Annotated in this window: 20 protein-coding genes and 1 other RNA gene; 5 read left to right on the forward strand and 16 right to left on the reverse strand. The window is 37.3% G+C overall.

Annotation, left to right across the window (positions count from 1 at the left end):
• Positions 1–423: 423 nt before the first annotated feature.
• The 5 genes from K5Q14_RS05350 (at position 424) to K5Q14_RS05370 (ending at position 3237) form a co-directional block, all read left to right on the forward strand.
• On the forward strand, positions 424–576 hold the full coding sequence (locus K5Q14_RS05350) for a hypothetical protein (protein WP_220734800.1): 153 nt from the start codon (positions 424–426) through the stop codon (positions 574–576).
• Positions 577–715: 139 nt separating this feature from the next.
• The gene (locus K5Q14_RS05355; RefSeq protein WP_220734801.1) at positions 716–1216 is read left to right on the forward strand and encodes a cysteine hydrolase family protein; all 501 of its coding nucleotides are present in this window, start codon (positions 716–718) and stop codon (positions 1214–1216) included.
• Positions 1217–1278: 62 nt separating this feature from the next.
• On the forward strand, positions 1279–1653 hold the full coding sequence (locus K5Q14_RS05360) for a nuclear transport factor 2 family protein (RefSeq protein WP_220734802.1): 375 nt from the start codon (positions 1279–1281) through the stop codon (positions 1651–1653).
• A 166-nt stretch (positions 1654–1819) separates the two neighbouring features.
• Positions 1820–2677, forward strand: coding sequence for a KilA-N domain-containing protein (locus tag K5Q14_RS05365; protein WP_220734803.1), 858 nt, complete (start codon positions 1820–1822; stop codon positions 2675–2677).
• A 131-nt stretch (positions 2678–2808) separates the two neighbouring features.
• Positions 2809–3237 (forward strand): TspO/MBR family protein, encoded by a 429-nt coding sequence (locus tag K5Q14_RS05370; RefSeq protein WP_246587568.1) that lies wholly within the window; start codon positions 2809–2811, stop codon positions 3235–3237.
• Between the two features lie 320 nt (positions 3238–3557).
• Here the strand turns inward: K5Q14_RS05370 and K5Q14_RS05375 are convergent, their stop codons facing one another.
• The 16 genes from K5Q14_RS05375 to fabZ (K5Q14_RS05450) form a co-directional block, all read right to left on the reverse strand.
• Positions 3558–4364, reverse strand: a complete 807-nt coding sequence (locus K5Q14_RS05375; RefSeq protein WP_220734805.1) for an MBL fold metallo-hydrolase — start codon at positions 4362–4364, stop codon at positions 3558–3560.
• A 339-nt stretch (positions 4365–4703) separates the two neighbouring features.
• Positions 4704–5042, reverse strand: a complete 339-nt coding sequence (locus K5Q14_RS05380) for a hypothetical protein (protein WP_220734806.1) — start codon at positions 5040–5042, stop codon at positions 4704–4706.
• 256 nt (positions 5043–5298) lie between these two features.
• Positions 5299–5658, reverse strand: a transfer-messenger RNA (tmRNA) gene (gene ssrA / locus K5Q14_RS05385).
• Positions 5659–5745: 87 nt separating this feature from the next.
• Positions 5746–6543, reverse strand: coding sequence for a carboxyltransferase subunit alpha (gene accA / locus K5Q14_RS05390; protein WP_220734807.1), 798 nt, complete (start codon positions 6541–6543; stop codon positions 5746–5748).
• 1 nt (position 6544) lies between these two features.
• A complete protein-coding gene (locus K5Q14_RS05395; protein ID WP_220734808.1) occupies positions 6545–7384 on the reverse strand; it encodes an acetyl-CoA carboxylase carboxyltransferase subunit beta in 840 nt (279 codons plus the stop codon).
• 180 nt (positions 7385–7564) lie between these two features.
• Entirely contained in the window at positions 7565–8941 is a 1377-nt protein-coding gene (locus tag K5Q14_RS05400) for an acetyl-CoA carboxylase biotin carboxylase subunit (protein ID WP_220734809.1), read from the reverse strand.
• Between the two features lie 2 nt (positions 8942–8943).
• A complete protein-coding gene (fabZ, locus tag K5Q14_RS05405) occupies positions 8944–9375 on the reverse strand; it encodes a 3-hydroxyacyl-ACP dehydratase FabZ (RefSeq protein ID WP_220734810.1) in 432 nt (143 codons plus the stop codon).
• A gap of 81 nt (positions 9376–9456) precedes the next feature.
• Positions 9457–9918 (reverse strand): acetyl-CoA carboxylase biotin carboxyl carrier protein, encoded by a 462-nt coding sequence (gene accB / locus K5Q14_RS05410; RefSeq protein WP_220734811.1) that lies wholly within the window; start codon positions 9916–9918, stop codon positions 9457–9459.
• Between the two features lie 3 nt (positions 9919–9921).
• On the reverse strand, positions 9922–11184 hold the full coding sequence (gene fabF, locus K5Q14_RS05415) for a beta-ketoacyl-ACP synthase II (RefSeq protein WP_220734812.1): 1263 nt from the start codon (positions 11182–11184) through the stop codon (positions 9922–9924).
• Positions 11185–11199: 15 nt separating this feature from the next.
• A complete protein-coding gene (gene fabG / locus K5Q14_RS05420; protein WP_220734834.1) occupies positions 11200–11931 on the reverse strand; it encodes a 3-oxoacyl-ACP reductase FabG in 732 nt (243 codons plus the stop codon).
• Positions 11932–11933: 2 nt separating this feature from the next.
• Entirely contained in the window at positions 11934–12878 is a 945-nt protein-coding gene (locus K5Q14_RS05425) for an ACP S-malonyltransferase (protein ID WP_220734813.1), read from the reverse strand.
• 57 nt (positions 12879–12935) lie between these two features.
• Entirely contained in the window at positions 12936–13901 is a 966-nt protein-coding gene (locus tag K5Q14_RS05430; protein ID WP_220734814.1) for a nitronate monooxygenase, read from the reverse strand.
• A 56-nt stretch (positions 13902–13957) separates the two neighbouring features.
• A complete protein-coding gene (locus K5Q14_RS05435; protein ID WP_220734815.1) occupies positions 13958–14197 on the reverse strand; it encodes an acyl carrier protein in 240 nt (79 codons plus the stop codon).
• Between the two features lie 72 nt (positions 14198–14269).
• Entirely contained in the window at positions 14270–15241 is a 972-nt protein-coding gene (locus tag K5Q14_RS05440; RefSeq protein ID WP_220734816.1) for a beta-ketoacyl-ACP synthase III, read from the reverse strand.
• Positions 15229–15708 carry a MarR family winged helix-turn-helix transcriptional regulator gene (locus K5Q14_RS05445; RefSeq protein WP_220734817.1) on the reverse strand — a complete coding sequence of 160 codons (480 nt, stop codon included), beginning with the start codon at positions 15706–15708 and terminating at the stop codon, positions 15229–15231. The genes K5Q14_RS05440 and K5Q14_RS05445 overlap by 13 nt, the downstream gene beginning before the upstream one ends.
• Positions 15701–16147, reverse strand: coding sequence for a 3-hydroxyacyl-ACP dehydratase FabZ (gene fabZ, locus K5Q14_RS05450; protein WP_220734818.1), 447 nt, complete (start codon positions 16145–16147; stop codon positions 15701–15703). The genes K5Q14_RS05445 and fabZ (K5Q14_RS05450) overlap by 8 nt, the downstream gene beginning before the upstream one ends.
• Positions 16148–16308: the final 161 nt, after the last annotated feature.

Genomic DNA, 16308 nt, shown 5'->3' on the forward strand with positions numbered 1-16308 from the left:
TGTCTGACAGCGGGGATGAAAGAAAATAAACGTATGAATACCTCAACTATACCTCCCCACTAGATTATTTTGATGATATGATAGCACACTATAACGCTGATAAAGTAAACCTTGAAAAAATTATAGTTGCTGAAATGGCTGGCTCAATATATGATCCTGATGTTGCCTTACCGTCTGACAATACAATCATCAACCCTAACTGTAAAACAAAGTTCTCGCTACCATTTAGAAAGTTTCATGAGCTACAACACTGTCTTAAATGGCGAACAACACAAAACATACGCGTTTAAAATGCTAGCAGATTTTTACTTTGACTAGATCACAGACAGATACAGCAAACTCTATGACTTCATGGCGTACTTTGGTATACCTATGTCGCTTGAGAGTTCTGTTTTGAAGAATATATAACTTTTGGGGGATTTTATGGATTTATTAATAGCTTTTTCAATGGCAGTAAGTGGATTAACATTTTTAATGTCAAGTAAAGACGAAAAAAATAAAAATTACCAGTGGGCAGGAATACTGATGTTAGTGGCAAGTTTCATTAGCTTTCTTACTTACTTTGTTTATAAATAAAAAGCCACCTACTATCAGTAAGCGACTTAAAACGAAAAAATAACTGTTTATCTTAACGAGAACGCCGACTCTGTGTGTCGCTTCCCTATTCAAACAACGGGCGGGGATGTCATTGGTTAATTCATACAAAGGAGAACACATGCTACAAACTGCAGACGTTGTATTAGTTATCGACTTTCAAAATGGTGTATGCAAAGAGCCGAAAAATATTTTTAATCTTCAAGAATGCATAACTGGAATCAATAATCGTATTTCGGCATACCGTGAAACAAACAAGTTCATCATTTTCATTCAACACAATGATGAAGAGTTAATATATGGTCATTCCCTTTGGAAAATTATTCCTGAAATTAATACCCAATCCAATGATTGTTTCGTACAAAAGACACATGCTAATTCTTTTTATCATACTGAATTACGTAAAATTCTTAATGAAAATAATGTTAAAAGCCTCGAAATATGTGGCGCCCAAACAGAGTTTTGTGTCGATACAACAATTAAGATAGCACATGGTTTAGGTTATGACTTACAAATGAAAAAAGGGCTTAGTACGACATTTGACAATGCTTATATGACTGCTCAGAATACCGTAAAGTTTTATGAACATATTTGGAATAATAGGTTTTTAAAACTATTTTGAGGCTGTTGCAACACCCAAAATGTATACACAAGATACCGCTAAACAATGGAGTTTTACTGCTAATGAGAGAAGACATTGTTTCAAACTACTTTAAAATGTGGGTGGATAGAGACTTCACAAACCTAGATAATATATTTTGTGATCGTATCTACTATCGAGAATGTTATGGTGCCACTTATGTTGGTTTGGATGAAATTCATATGTGGATTAACGACATGTTACTTAAGCAAACTGTTCTGAAATGGGAAATAAAAAATTGCTACAATCTTGATAATTCAACTATTTTTGTAGAATGGATTTTTCAAGCAAAAGAAGCAAACACATATGTATTTGATGGTATATCAACAATTAAATTTCACAATAATAAAATTATATCCATTGAAGAGTATGAGACAAAGCACAACACATTTAGACCATACAAGATTCAAAACCGCTAAATCATCAATTATAAGCACTCACAGAGTGCGTACATACGTGCCAAGCGTTCACGTTAAAAAGCTCAATTCTAACGCGAAATACTACTTCACATATGTAAAACAGGTCGAAATCGACCTGTTTATAAGGTTGTTGATAAACATGTGTATAACTAACAATGAGGTTTCTATGGTTAACAAAGAAGAAATACACCCAAACGGTATGCCAATAAGCATTATAAATAATGGTCAAGATGGTACTAATGATTTTATGAGTTTGACCGACATTGCCAAGACGAAAAATCCAGACGCCCCTACCGATATAATAAAAAATTGGTTACGTGCTAAATCTACCATTGAATTTTTGGGTCTCTGGGAACAAATGAATAACAATGATTTCAATATAGAAAAATTTTCTCAATTTAAAAATGATGCAGGATCAAATGCTTTTGTCATGTCTTCCTCAAAATGGATAAAAGATACTAACGCAAGGGGTATTATTGCTCGATCAGGGATAGGAGGTGGAACATTTGCTCATACCGATATAGCATTTGAGTTTGCTTCTTGGATTTCACCAGAGTTTCGTCTATACCTAATAAAAGATTATCAACAATTAAAGCTTAGTGACGCTAACAGACTAAGTGTAGAATGGAACTTAAATCGTGAGCTAAGTAGACTTAATTATCAACTCCATACAGAGGCAATAAAAGAAAATTTATTACCCGATACAAATACACAAAAACAAAATGGGTGGCGCTTTGCCAGTGAAGCAGATCGTTTAAATGTTGCAATATTTGGATTAACAGCAAAGCAATGGAAACAAAAAAATCCTACTAAAAAAGGCAACATGCGTGATAATGCAACCAAAACACAACTATTGGTCTTGGTTAACATTGAAAGTATGAATGCTGAATTAATAAAATCAGGTGTTTCACAACAACAAAGGACTCAGCTGTTAAATACTATGGCCACACAACAGTTAGCTACATTTGCTAAAAATCAAAAAAGATTGCAAAAGTTTGAAAATGATAGCAATTTGTTAGAATAATTTATACATTTAGGTATGTTTCTAGTAGTAAGTTCCCATAAGTTAATAAAATAAAACGTTTGCTGAACTGAACCCCCCCTGAGTTTAATTTGCTCCAACTCAGGGGGTTCAGTTCAGCTATAGCATTTATTGTGACTATTTTAGTTCTCGGCACATTATCATCATTTAGTGTGGAATGGATACGTGGTGTGTCGATAGGCGACATATATGGCACGTTTAATTTACCACCACTAGTACCACCGAAATGGCTTTTTGGTCCAGCATGGGGCTTACTCTATATTTTACTTGGCATTTATTGTGCTAACCTGAGTTTTGTGAAAAATAATCGACGTGCACTCTATACCTATATGTACGTGCTAGCATTAAATATATTTTGGACCGTCGTATTCTTCTCGTTTTCAAATTTTCTGTTAGCTACACTAATGATCGTGGCAATGGATATTTTAGTTATTGCCATTATCTGGATAGATAAGCGACCCATTAAACTACTATTAGTCCCTTACTTGTTATGGTTGTTATTCGCTACATATCTATCAGTTTCTGTACTTATTTTAAACTAATTTTGCTAACTTAACTTGTAACACAATAAAACCACGATCCAGTTTAATCTAGGTCGTGGCTTTTATTGTGTCTGTTTTAAAGTCATGGAAGGCGTTTTAAGCTTTGTTAGTTATTCATGGTAAAATACACTATTTTGTATTTAACGTTCAAATTTAGCCTGTTATTTCTTTGCTGTGAGCCTATCAATTCATATGCAGGGATGAAACTACCAAAAGTAATTTTTCATATTAGTTTTACTTAAAAATGTAGCTCTTACTTTAATTAACGTTTTAAACGAACTTAAATCAATTACACTAAGATAAGCCAATTACCCTCAACTTTATACATTAACTTCTAATCCAACGCCAACTTCTTCAACAGCAATAAATTGATTTATATATGCCTTTGCTTTAAAAGAGACACAGTGGCTAGGATATAAGTGGGTAATATTGTTATTTTGGAAATATTCAACAGTTTTTTCTAATCGCTCATCTAAGTCAAATAAATGAAAGCCACCAATAATACCCAGTATTTTATTGTTCCCTGTAACTTTTTTTGCATGCTCACAAATATTGGAAATACCACTATGGGAACATCCTGTGATAATAAATAAGCCTTCTTTAGTTTCATAAGCCATTGCTGTATCATCCATTACATAGTCATCTTGCCATTGGTTATTTACAAAATTTTCTCCTATCGCTTCACGTTTTTCAAAGTCAGTATACTGGCCAATTTCTCCTAAATACCATAATTTATTTGTTAGTTTAACAGGTTCTTTTTGTAAATTTAAATCAAATTTGTTCTCTACCCAATCTATATTTTTTGGTGCGCCAATATCCAATTCTTCAAAACGTTTTGAGTTCAAAAAAAGTGGATGTGCATAAACTAGCTTACCAAAAAGTCCTGATAACTCTGGTAGAAAACTCATACCACGTGTATGGTCGTTATGACCGTGTGAAAACACAATTTTAGTGACGTCATCTAAATTAATACCTTTAGTTTGTGAATTCTTCAAAAATATGTCACTATATCCCATATCAAAAAGTATTTTTTCATCTTCATTTTCAATCATCATAGATAAAGCAGGTTCACCAAAATAATATTCATCAATGAATGTGTTATTATCTACTAAAATAGTTATCTTCATTACTTTTTTCCAATCTTTTATCTTTGATACCTTACTATACAGATTAAAAAAAGCTTTTAAAGTGTAAACCAGTAAACTTAATATATTCTAAAAATTAGCAGGTATGACTTTACCACATGTAACATCAAAATCGACAAGCCTATTTGAATGTTTGTGGTACCCCTAAACAGCTATTTTTGGTTAGCAATGCTTTTATATCAACGTTTAATGTTTAAAATAGCCCATGTAAAAAGTTTTGATTTCGACATTTGCAGAAAACGAGGACGCCACTTAGTGACGCTCTCTCCAAACAACATAGGGTGGGGGTATTTTTATAGTTGATCACTATAATTGTGACGACTAAGCATACAACCGCTCCTGTGGTCGTTCTAAACGGCTCACTAATACATTCAATTCTTTATTTAACGCCATAATTTGGCTTGTTGGCGCTACGACATTATAAAACTCTATAAATGGCTTGTTCTCTTTGTACTTGCTGACGTACATATCTTTAAGCTCTGGTGTTAACTGTTCGCAGAATTTATCTAGCACTCTCTTAATCTCTTGAATAAAATTTGCATTCTCACGTCTATATTGGTTAATGATTTCTGGTTGTTGTTCAATCAGCTCACACTCTAAGTCTACCGATCCTCTAAAATAACGTTGTAATATTGCTCGATTAGTCCATGTACTTGTCATAGTTTGCTCTCCAATTTAGTGTGATATCAATATTATACTATTTATGTACCACATTTTTATTAATGTGTTATTTTGTACCTTTTATGCAAATAAAAAACGGCTTAAACGCCGTTACACTGCTTACTTGCTTATTTAAAATGTTTCCCAAAAAGTTTCCCATTTTGTGTGAAATGCTATGAAATACAGTGCAACGTTTTTCATAAGAAAAGGCGCTACATCAAGTTTTTTGAAACCTGATGCAACGCCATGAAATGCTTAGTGGAGCCGAGGGGAGTCGAACCCCTGTCCAAACCACCCGGTACATAAACTTCTACGCTTATAGTGTTGTCATTTAAATTTCATGATATGTTACGCCACAACACAAGGCTGCTACACATCACTAACCTGATTATTTTGACAAATATGTTCCAGATGTAAGCACATTTGCGATCTGACCTTTTATGACCTAATCCCAGATGTCAGCAACCAAGATTAAGTTACGCTTCACTGGTTTTTAGGCAGCGATTGCGAAAGAGTTTTCGTTTTTTGCAGTTAAAATGTCTGCCCGTTTTAACGCCCGGATGGCGAAACGCAGTCCATGCCCTAAGCAACCTGTCGAATTCCAAAAAACGACCCCAAAATATGATACTGCCATATAACAATTTTTTTATTAACTCATAAATAAAAAAGTTATCGACAACTGTCAATAACTAATTATACCATATTAAAACGCTCTAAAACGTGCACGTCTTTTTTTGATCAAATCTTGAGGTGATAAAGTATTTAACTGCTTAAATTCATCATCCAAACGTTTACGCATTAAGTTAAACACGCGTGCATGGCTACGTGATTCTGGAATGATATATTCAATGACTTGTTTAGCTAACAAATCCTTTGGCGTTAACCCCATAACCGCTGCTGCTTCATCAGAGCGTTTACTATCTTTCCATAAAATGGAAGCAAACCCTTCTGGAGACAAAATTGAATACGTTGCATTTTGAAACATCCATACTTGGTCACTTGTTGCTAGGGCTAATGCCCCTCCTGAACCACCTTCACCATATATAATCGCAATCATTGGTACAGTGAGCTTCATAGACTCCAAAATAGATTTTGCAATGGCCTCACCTTGCCCTTGTGCCTCTGCTGTCTTTCCAGGAAAAGCACCGGGTGTGTTGATAAACGTGATAATTGGCCGATGGAATTTGTTAGCCTGTTGCATTAAACGTTGTGCTTTTCGATAACCCCATGGTTCTGGTGAACCATTACGTTTACTTAATTTATCATGAATATCAATACCCTTATCAATTGCAATTACCGTGACGGGTGTACCATTTAGTGCAGCAATTCCACCTATTACGGACATATCATCGCCACTTAAACGATCACCATGTAATTCCACAAAATCTGTAAAAATCCCGTCAATTATTTCACGTGCTAAAAAGCGATCTTCTCGAGATCTTTTAACAACTTCTGCAGGCGTTAATTCATGTTTAAAGAGATTCAATCCAATATTTACCATGTTAAACCTCCGTCACATGATGCAGTTTCACTATTTTTGCAATTGTTTGGCTCAGTTCTGGACGTGGTACAATTTGATCCACAAAACCATTTGCCATCAATGTCTCTACGCGTTGAAAATCTTTCGGTAATTTTTCATGAATAGTTGATTCAATCACACGAGCACCAGCAAACCCAACTAATGCGTGTGGCTCAGCTAAAGTAATATCGCCTTGCATAGCAAAACTGGCTGTGACACCGCCTGTTGTAGGATCAGTTAAGACAACAAGGTATAATAACCCAGCCTCTTGATGTGCTGCAACAGCTGCGGAAACTTTTGCCATTTGCATAAGCGAGTTAATACCCTCTTGCATTCGTGCACCACCAGATGCGGTAAATAACACCACAGGCAAGAAATTTTCAGTAGCATATTCAAAGAGACGTGTGATCTTTTCACCTGTCATTGAACCAAGAGATCCCATCATGAAGTATGAATCCATAACACCTAGTGCTACTTTTTCATCTTTAATTTTTGCGACCCCTGTTAAGACTGATTCCCCCAATCCTGTTTGAGATTTAGCTCGTGCAAGTTTGTCGGCATACCCAGGAAAATCCGGATTCATCATTTCAATTTCTGAATCCATTTCTTCAAATGATTCTGTCAAAAGTTCAACACGTTCTCGCGCCTGAAGACGAAATCCATAACCACAGTGGTCACACACACGAAAAGCCCCAAGTTGTTTATTATACATTTGCACACCACAATACGGGCAAGCTAGAAATAAACCATCCGGTATGCGATCATTGACTGACGCATCTCGCTTAATTTTTGAGGTTGATTTTTGATTATTATATAAATCCATATTGTAAAGTGCGCTCACTCATTGAAACACCGATTATTCATATCTCATGCCATTTATAACTTTAAAAATGACAATATACTCAATCAGTAGTAAGCACAAGCCTCCTCTTCATTTTCATAAAATATTTTCTGCGCTGAATATAACAATACCGCATATGTTTGCCATACGCGGTATTGTGCTTCACTCACTTTTGGGTAAACTTTCTATCCATCGTGGTAAAAATTCACTTTCTAGATAACGCGTATCAAATTCCCCACGTTGTACTTGGGGGTCATCTAACAATGCTTTTTGAAAATTACGACTGGTATCCACACCACGTATAACTGTTTCATCTATAATACGTTTTATTTTAGCCATAGCTTGCGAACGATCAGCAGCATGTACAATTAATTTTCCAATCATTGAATCATAAAACGGTTGAATTTTATCGCCTGTAAATAACGCTGAGTCAATTCTAATACCAGGACCACCTGTAGGAAGAAAAGCAAAGTCAACCGTTCCAGCACTAGGTGCAAAGTGTCTTTCCGGCTGTTCTGCAGTCAAACGAACTTCGATAGAATGGCCATTCACTTTTACATCGTCTTGTGAAACAGGTAGATCTTCGCCAGCAGCAACTGAAACTTGTAACTTAATCAAATCCAATCCTGTTACCATCTCGGATACTGGATGTTCCACTTGAATACGCGTATTCATTTCCATGAAGTAAAATGAACCATCACGATCCTGTAAAAATTCAATTGTCCCAGTATTAACATAACGTAATGCTTTAGCAGCGCGCGTCACAATATCACCTAAATGTGCACGCATTTCTGGCGTTACACCAGTTGCTGGTGATTCTTCCAAAACTTTTTGGTTATTTCGTTGCAAAGAACAGTTTCGTTCTGGCAAATAGATGACATGCCCATTTTCATCACGAAAGACCTGCATTTCAATATGTCGCACACGTTCCATGACTTTTTCGATATACATATGATCGTCGCCAAAAGATGACCGTGCTTCATTCTGCGCGTCGTCAAATTTGTCAGACAATTCATCTTCACCATACACAAATCGCATACCCTTACCACCACCACCAGCTGCTGCTTTAAGCAGTAATGGGTAACCAATACGGTTAGCAACTTCTTTTGCTTCAGTAAAATTACGGATAAAACCCTCTGATCCAGGAATTACTGGAACATTGGCACGACGCATCTCTTCACGAGCATTAGCTTTGTTTCCCATTAATTCGATTGTTTCTGGTCGTGGGCCAATCCATTTTATGCCAACTTCACCAACCATTTCAGCAAACAATGAGTTTTCTGCAAGGAAACCATAGCCTGGATGAATCGCTTCTGCACCTGAAAGTAATGCTGCACTTAAGATGTTTTTCATATTAAGATATGAATCTTTTGGTCTAGGGCCGCCTACCGAAATTGCCTCATCAGCAATTTGAACATGTAAACTATCTTTATCAGCTGTTGAATAAATAGCAACCGATGCGATACCCATTTCTTTTAATGTGCGGATAATGCGAACGGCTATTTCGCCACGATTCGCAACCAATACTTTTTTAAACACTACTAATCTCCAATAATAAATGTCAGTTCAGCTGTGGTAGCTTTTTTATCACCAATCCATACGATACCTTTACCGGTACCAATTGGGCCACGTAAACGTTCAATAGTTACTTCCAATCGTAATCGGTCGCCAGGGCGTACCATTTGACGATAGCGCGCTTTTTTAATACCGCCAAAATAAGCTGTCTTTCCTTTGTACTCCGGTAATGATAATAAGGCTACAGCACCTGTTTGTGCTAATGCTTCAACAGTTAATGCACCTGGAAAAGTTGGATTTCCTGGGAAATGGCCTTGAAAAATCTCTTCATTGATTGTGACATTTTTATAAGCAACTGCTCTTTGACCAGGTACTAATTCTTCAACGGTATCCAGCATTAACATTGGATAGCGGTGCGGAATAATTTCCATAATTTGTTGGGTATTTAAAATGCTCATTAGTTTTGCTAGAGCATACAATTATATAATATTGTATGCTTTTCCTCCTATTCAGGTATGTACGCGGAAAATCCGCATGTATTAATCAGGTACGATAATATATAATGGCTTATTGTAGTCTACCACTTCTTCATTTTCAACCAAAATTTCAGACACAGTACCTGCAACATCACTATGAATTTCAGTCATTAGTTTCATTGCTTCAATAACCGCAACTGTCTCACCAACAGATACTTTATCTCCAACTGCTTTAAACATCGGTGCATCTGGTTTAGGTTGTAAATATACCGTGCCAACCATTGGCGCAACAATTTCTGTGCCAACCTTAGCTGGTTTAGCTAAGGGATGTTCTGCTATTTCTGATGTAGCCGTTTGTTCTTGCACTTGTGTTTGTGCAGGGGCTGCCGGTGTATTAACAACTGTTGTATGATCATTTTTTGATAGCAGCAAACTAAAATCGCCATCATCAATTTTAAATTCACGCAATGAACTATTTTCTAAATCCGACATTAAACTACGGATTTCATCGATATTTAAACTCATGATTTAAGCCTCTTCATGCCATTTCTTGAAAATAACAGCCGCGTTATGACCACCAAAGCCATAATTTGCACTCAACACATATTCGGGTGCTTGCTTCTGTGTGGCCTTAGTTACCAAATTAATGACTTTAGTGTCTTCATCTTGCTCGTCATTACCAACGTTAACTGGTAATTCGCCACGAACAAGTGAACCAACTGATATTAAGGCTTCAATTGCGCCAGCTGCACCCAATAGATGACCGGTCATACCCTTTGTTGATGATACTGGTAGTGTATTTTCACCAAAGACAGTTGCTATGGCATGTGCTTCTCCAGAATCATTAGCGCCAGTTGCTGTACCATGTGCGTTAATATATGAAATTTTTTCTGCTGGTAAGTTTGCATCTTGTAGCGCATCAACCATTGCTCGTGCAGCACCTTCGCCATCAGGTGAAGGCGAAGTCATATGATAAGCATCAGATGATGAGCCATAACCTACTAATTCAGCTAATATGTTAGCACCGCGTGCTTGTGCATGTTCCAAACTTTCAATAACCAAAATACCAGAACCTTCACCAAGAACAAATCCATGACGATTTTTATCAAATGGCTTTGAAGCTTGTGCTGGATCTTCCTCTTTTGACAAAGCAGTTAATGCCGCAAAACCAGCAATACCAATCTCGTTAACTGTTGCCTCTGCACCACCGGTTAGCATAACGTCTGCTTTACCAGATTGAATACGCCAGAATGCCTCACCGATAGCATTAGTTGCTGAAGCACAGGCTGTAACAATGGTATAATTAACCCCTTTTGCACCAAAGCGTAATGACACATTACCAGAGACCATATTCGGAATTGATTCTGGTACAAACAATGGGCTAACACGTTGTGGTCCCTTATCATGCATCTTAATTACTTGCTCTTGAATCGTTGTTAAACCACCAATACCATTACCCAAGATAACACCAAAACGATTTGGGTCTGCAACAGTTGTTGGATTTTCTGAACCTGCTGCCGACTTTAAACCAGCATTTTCTAAAGCTTGATCAGCTGCATCAACAGCATATTGGGAAAATAAATCCATTTTACGTGCATCGCGTTTACCAACACGTTGTGCTGGATCAAATCCATCAACTTGCCCAGCTACTGTAATGCCAGTTTCTGACGCATCAAACTTAGTGATGGGTTTGATACCAATTTTTTCATTAAAAATACCATTCAAAAATGTTTCTGTATCATTACCAAGCGGTGTAACTGCACCAAGACCTGTAATTACTACTCGTGACATGTGATTCTCCTTTAATTAAATATATAGCCCGCCATCAATACTGAGGGTTTGTCCTGTGATATAGGCACTTCCAGCCAAGAATAATGCAGCTTCGGCAATTTCATTAGCTTCACCAAATCGAGATAATGGGATATTTTCTAAAATTTTAGCCTGTGTCTCTTCTGATAATACATTGGTCATGTCAGACACAATCATACCAGGAGCAATAGCATTAACACGAATACCCCGACGAGCGCCTTCTTTAGCCAAGCTCTTAGTCAAACCAATAATGCCAGCTTTTGAAGCTGCATAATTAATCTGTCCCATATTACCCATTAACCCAACAACTGAACTCAAATTAATAATTGCCCCATGTTTTTGGCGAATCATTTTTTTGAACACAGGTTGTGTCACATTAAACGTACCATTCAAATTAACATTAACAACTTCTGCAAAATCATTTGGCGCCATAGCCATGGCCAATTGATCCTTCGTAATGCCAGCATTGTTAATTAACACATCAACACCAGCAAAATTTTCTTGCTTATAAAGTGCTTTCAAACTTGCTTCTGCTGCTTCTGCATCTGCAATATCAAATTGTAGAATTTGAGGTTTTTGTTTGAAATCTGCGTAAATAGCTGGTTTTATTTCTGAACGTGCATGTAAAATGACATGCGCACCGGCTGCATCAAACGCTTTAGCAATTGCTAAGCCAATGCCACGTGAAGAACCAGTTACCAATACAGTTTGGTTTGTAAAATCCATCATCATTAAATGCTTTCTCCTTCTGCTAACAACATCTCTTTGACCATGTTAAAGCTTTCTAAATCACTAATCGCATATCGCTTCACATCTTTTGGTGCGATTTTCTTAGCGAATTTGATCAAGGTATCAGCTGGACCCACTTCTAAGAATGTATCAACACCTAGATCTAACATATTTTGCATGGCTTGCGCAAAATATGTTGGTGAAATAATTTGTTTAGTTAATGTGTCAAACAACGTTTCTTTTGTAAATTGCTTCCCTGTTGTATTTGAATACACAGGATATTGCATATCGTTAAATGTTTCGTCTGACAAGCGTTCTGTCAACTGTGTTGCGGCATCAGTCAGTAGTGGCGTATGAAATGCGCCAGATACAGGTAACTCTACCATTCGTTGTATACCTGCTTCAGATAACGCAGTCATCGCAATATCAACATCCTCTGATACGCCGCCAATAACCAGCTGAGCAAAGGTATTGTAATTAGCTGGATAGACATGCTTACCTTCTGCTTGTAATGTTGATAAAACATCTGTAACAAGCTGCTGCTTATCTCCCATTACGGCAACCATTTTACCGGGATTTGCATCGCCAACAGTTTGCATGTATTGACCACGATCTTTAATAATAGCAACCGCTTGATCAAAGTTTAATGCGCCACTAGCTGATAATGCAGAATACTCACCCAAACTTAATCCAAGTCCCGCTACTGGTGTTGGTAATGCGTCACCTAATGCCTTAATTATCGCATAACTCATTGTTAAAATAGCAGGTTGTGCATATGATGTTTGTTTAATTTTCACGTCATCATTTGCTACTTCTTGTAAATCATAACCTAAGATCTTAGACGCTTGATCAACTGTCGCTTTATATTCTGGTATGTTTTGATATAAATCAAGTCCCATACCAGCTTTTTGTGCCCCTTGGCCACTAAATAAAATTCCCAGTTTCATATTGCTAAACCCCACCTATTATCTCACTATAGTCACACCAACAACAATTGGTTGACATTACAAAGTTGTATTATCAATACCCATCACATCGGTTGCTTGTTTCCAAATATCTGACAAAATATCTGCTGCTGGCTTTTCGTCTTGAATCAATCCTGATATTTGACCAGCCATAAACGCACCACCATTTTTGTCACCCTCTTGAACTGCACGACGCAATGTGCCTGATTCAAGCTTTTCCATTGCGGCTGCATCTGGCTTTTCTTTTTGTAATTCGTCCACTTCATTTCGAACGAAACTTTTTGCCATTTTATTTTTCAAAACACGTGCACGATTACCCAATATATTACCAGTAACAATCGTATCAATATCTTTGGCCTTAATAATTTTAGCCTTGTAATTTGGATGAACTTCAGATTCAGTTGCTGTTAAGAATCGTGTTCCCATCTGCGCACCGGCCGCACCTAACATGAATGCTGCAGCAACGCCACGGCCATCACCAATACCACCAGCCGCAATCACTGGAATATTCACAGCATCGACAACTTGTGGTACAAGTGTCATTGTCGTTAGCATGCCAATGTGTCCACCAGACTCCATACCCTCAGCAATAACAGCATCAACGCCTTTTTTCTCCATCATTTGTGCTAATGAAACCGAAGGTACAACTGGCATAACAATGATTCCAGCTGCGTGTAATTCTGCCAAAAATGGTGAAGGATCTCCAGCACCAGTTGCTACAACAGCGACGCCTTCTTCAATGATAACGTCAAAAACTTCGCGAATATGGCGACTCAACAACATCACATTAACACCAAAAGGCTTGTCAGTTAATGATTTGACACGTTTGATTTCCCGACGAACATCTTCACCATGCCAGTAACCTGTACCGATGAATCCTAAGCCACCAGCTTCGGAAACTGCTGCTGCTAAAACGCCAGTTCCTGCCCATGTCATACCGCCTTCAACGATTGGATATTTCATTCCCAATTTTTTAAAAAGCGGGTTATTTACAATTACTGCCATTATATTTTCCTTTAAATTAACTATGTACGTGACCATAAACTGATCACTTGTAACATTTATGCTGCTAATTGTTCCTTAACCTTGTCAACCAAGTCTTGTGTTGTCTTGATATCTTCGGCAACAGCCAACTTAATGTCAAAATCGTCTTCAACGCGGTTCAAAACTTCAAATAAGTCCAATGAATCAGCATCAATATCGTTTGTTAAGTCTGTTGTCAAACTCACTTCATTTTCTTCTAAATCAAACTGATCTACTAATATTTCCTTAACTTTGTCAAAAATTTCTGTGTCTGTCATGATTCTATTCTCCTGATATCTGTTTTATGTATTTTCGTTAGATTTTTACGGTGCAGCCGTCTACACCGGTTTTTAAATTTTCCAAATTTGAGCGCCGACAGTTAGACCGCCGCCAAAGCCAACAAAAGCAATTGTTTGACCAGCATGAACCTTGCCAGATACAACTAATTCATCAAATAATAAGCCGATACTTGCTGCACTCGTATTACCATTTTCGACCATATTAGTCGGGAACTTATCCGCAGGTTGTCCAAAGCGTTTAGCAATTGATGTCACAATTCTAGCATTAGCTTGATGCAGTAAATAATAATCCACATCATCAGCTGCAACGTCTGCTTTTTCTAAAGCATCTTGTAACACATCGGGCACTTCACGAGTAGCAAAGTTATAAACTTCACGGCCGTTTTGATGGAAATATGGGTCAACTGGACTAATTTCTCCAGCAAAAGGATTTTTATTAGCAAATTGACCTGCTACTAAATTATCCCCCTTATTACCATACGTACGCATTTGTTCGCCAAGTAGCCCAATATTTTCTGTTGTTGTCTCAACAAGCACACCGGCTGCGCCATCGCCAAACAGTACTGCTGTTGTACGATCTTGCCAGTCTACTAATTTTGATAACACTTCTGACCCAATAACAAGCCCACGTCGATATCGTGTTGATATGAGACTGGTAGCGACACTCAAACCATAGACAAACCCTGAGCATGCAGCACTTAGGTCAAAAGCAAAAGCATTATTGGCCCCAATTGCCCCCTGAACTATTGCTGCGGTGCTTGGTGACAAACTGTCAGGCGACATCGTACTAACAATAATAAAATCTAAACTATCTGCTGCAATACCTGACTTGTCTAATAATTGTTTAGCTACTGAGGTAGCTAAATCGCTTGTATTTTCAGTTGTCACAATATGGCGTTTATGGATACCCGTTCTACTAAATATCCAATCATCATTCGTATCCATAATGTGACTTAATTCTTGATTGGTTACTTGGTGTTCTGGTAATTGCCGTGCTGAGGCTACAATCTTTAAATGTTCCATGGCTCCCCCTTAATGTTTCGTACGTTCCTAAGATAACTCACCAAATTATGAATGGCACGTCTCACCGTTTGGATTTCACTTTCTTGCATATCTTTTAACAAATTATGCGTCAAATCTCGATGAAACTCTTGATGGGCACGATAAACAACACGGCCCTTATGTGTCAAACCTAAACGCACAACACGTCGATCTTTGTCTGAGCGTCTTCGCTCAATATATCCCTTATCAACAAGCCTATCAATAGCTGTTGTCATTGCGCTAGGGGTTAAATGAATCATCTTAGCAACTTGTGATGCACTTTTTTCAGAATACATCGAGATGGCGTCAATTGTATGCATATCTTTTAATGTAATATCAGAAAAATAACTTTGCTTTAAAGCGGCTTCTTCAATCCACATCACATTATTAAACACGACAACAAGCTCATCATTTAATTCTTCGAAATACGGTGTTGATGTGTCATTCATCTGTTTTATCTGGAGAAACGACAAACATCAGTTCTGCGGATGTCGCTGTCTTCCCATCAACTTTAGCTTCAACAATCACGCTCCCCATATTCGCACGTAATTTACCAAAAGTGACATGTAACTTCAATACATCACCAGGTACAACCATTTTTTTAAATTTGGCATTATCAATGCCTGTCATATAAGCTGTTTTACCTTTAAATTGTGGTGATGATAAAATTAATATTGACGCTGCTTGTGCCAATGATTCAATAATTAATACACCAGGCATCACAGGATTTCCTGGGAAATGCCCTTGGAAAAATTGCTCGTTGATTGTCACGTTTTTAACCGCAACTATTGATTCGTCTGGTACCATTTCTTCAACATAATCCATGTAAAGAATGGGATAACGATTTGGGATAAGATCCATAATTTCTGTTGTTGTTAGAACTGGCATAATTTGTAAGCGTGATTAGTGACCTTATAAATAGGATAATTATAAATCACAACACACATTTCCTTTCGTCTAATACTTCGACTATCGAAATATATAATAACAAAATTATCTCATGATTTATTTCGATAGTCAAACTAAATTGTCGTAAAATAAAAAAATAC

This window comes from Leuconostoc inhae, assembly GCF_019656015.1.
Taxonomy (GTDB): domain Bacteria; phylum Bacillota; class Bacilli; order Lactobacillales; family Lactobacillaceae; genus Leuconostoc; species Leuconostoc inhae_A.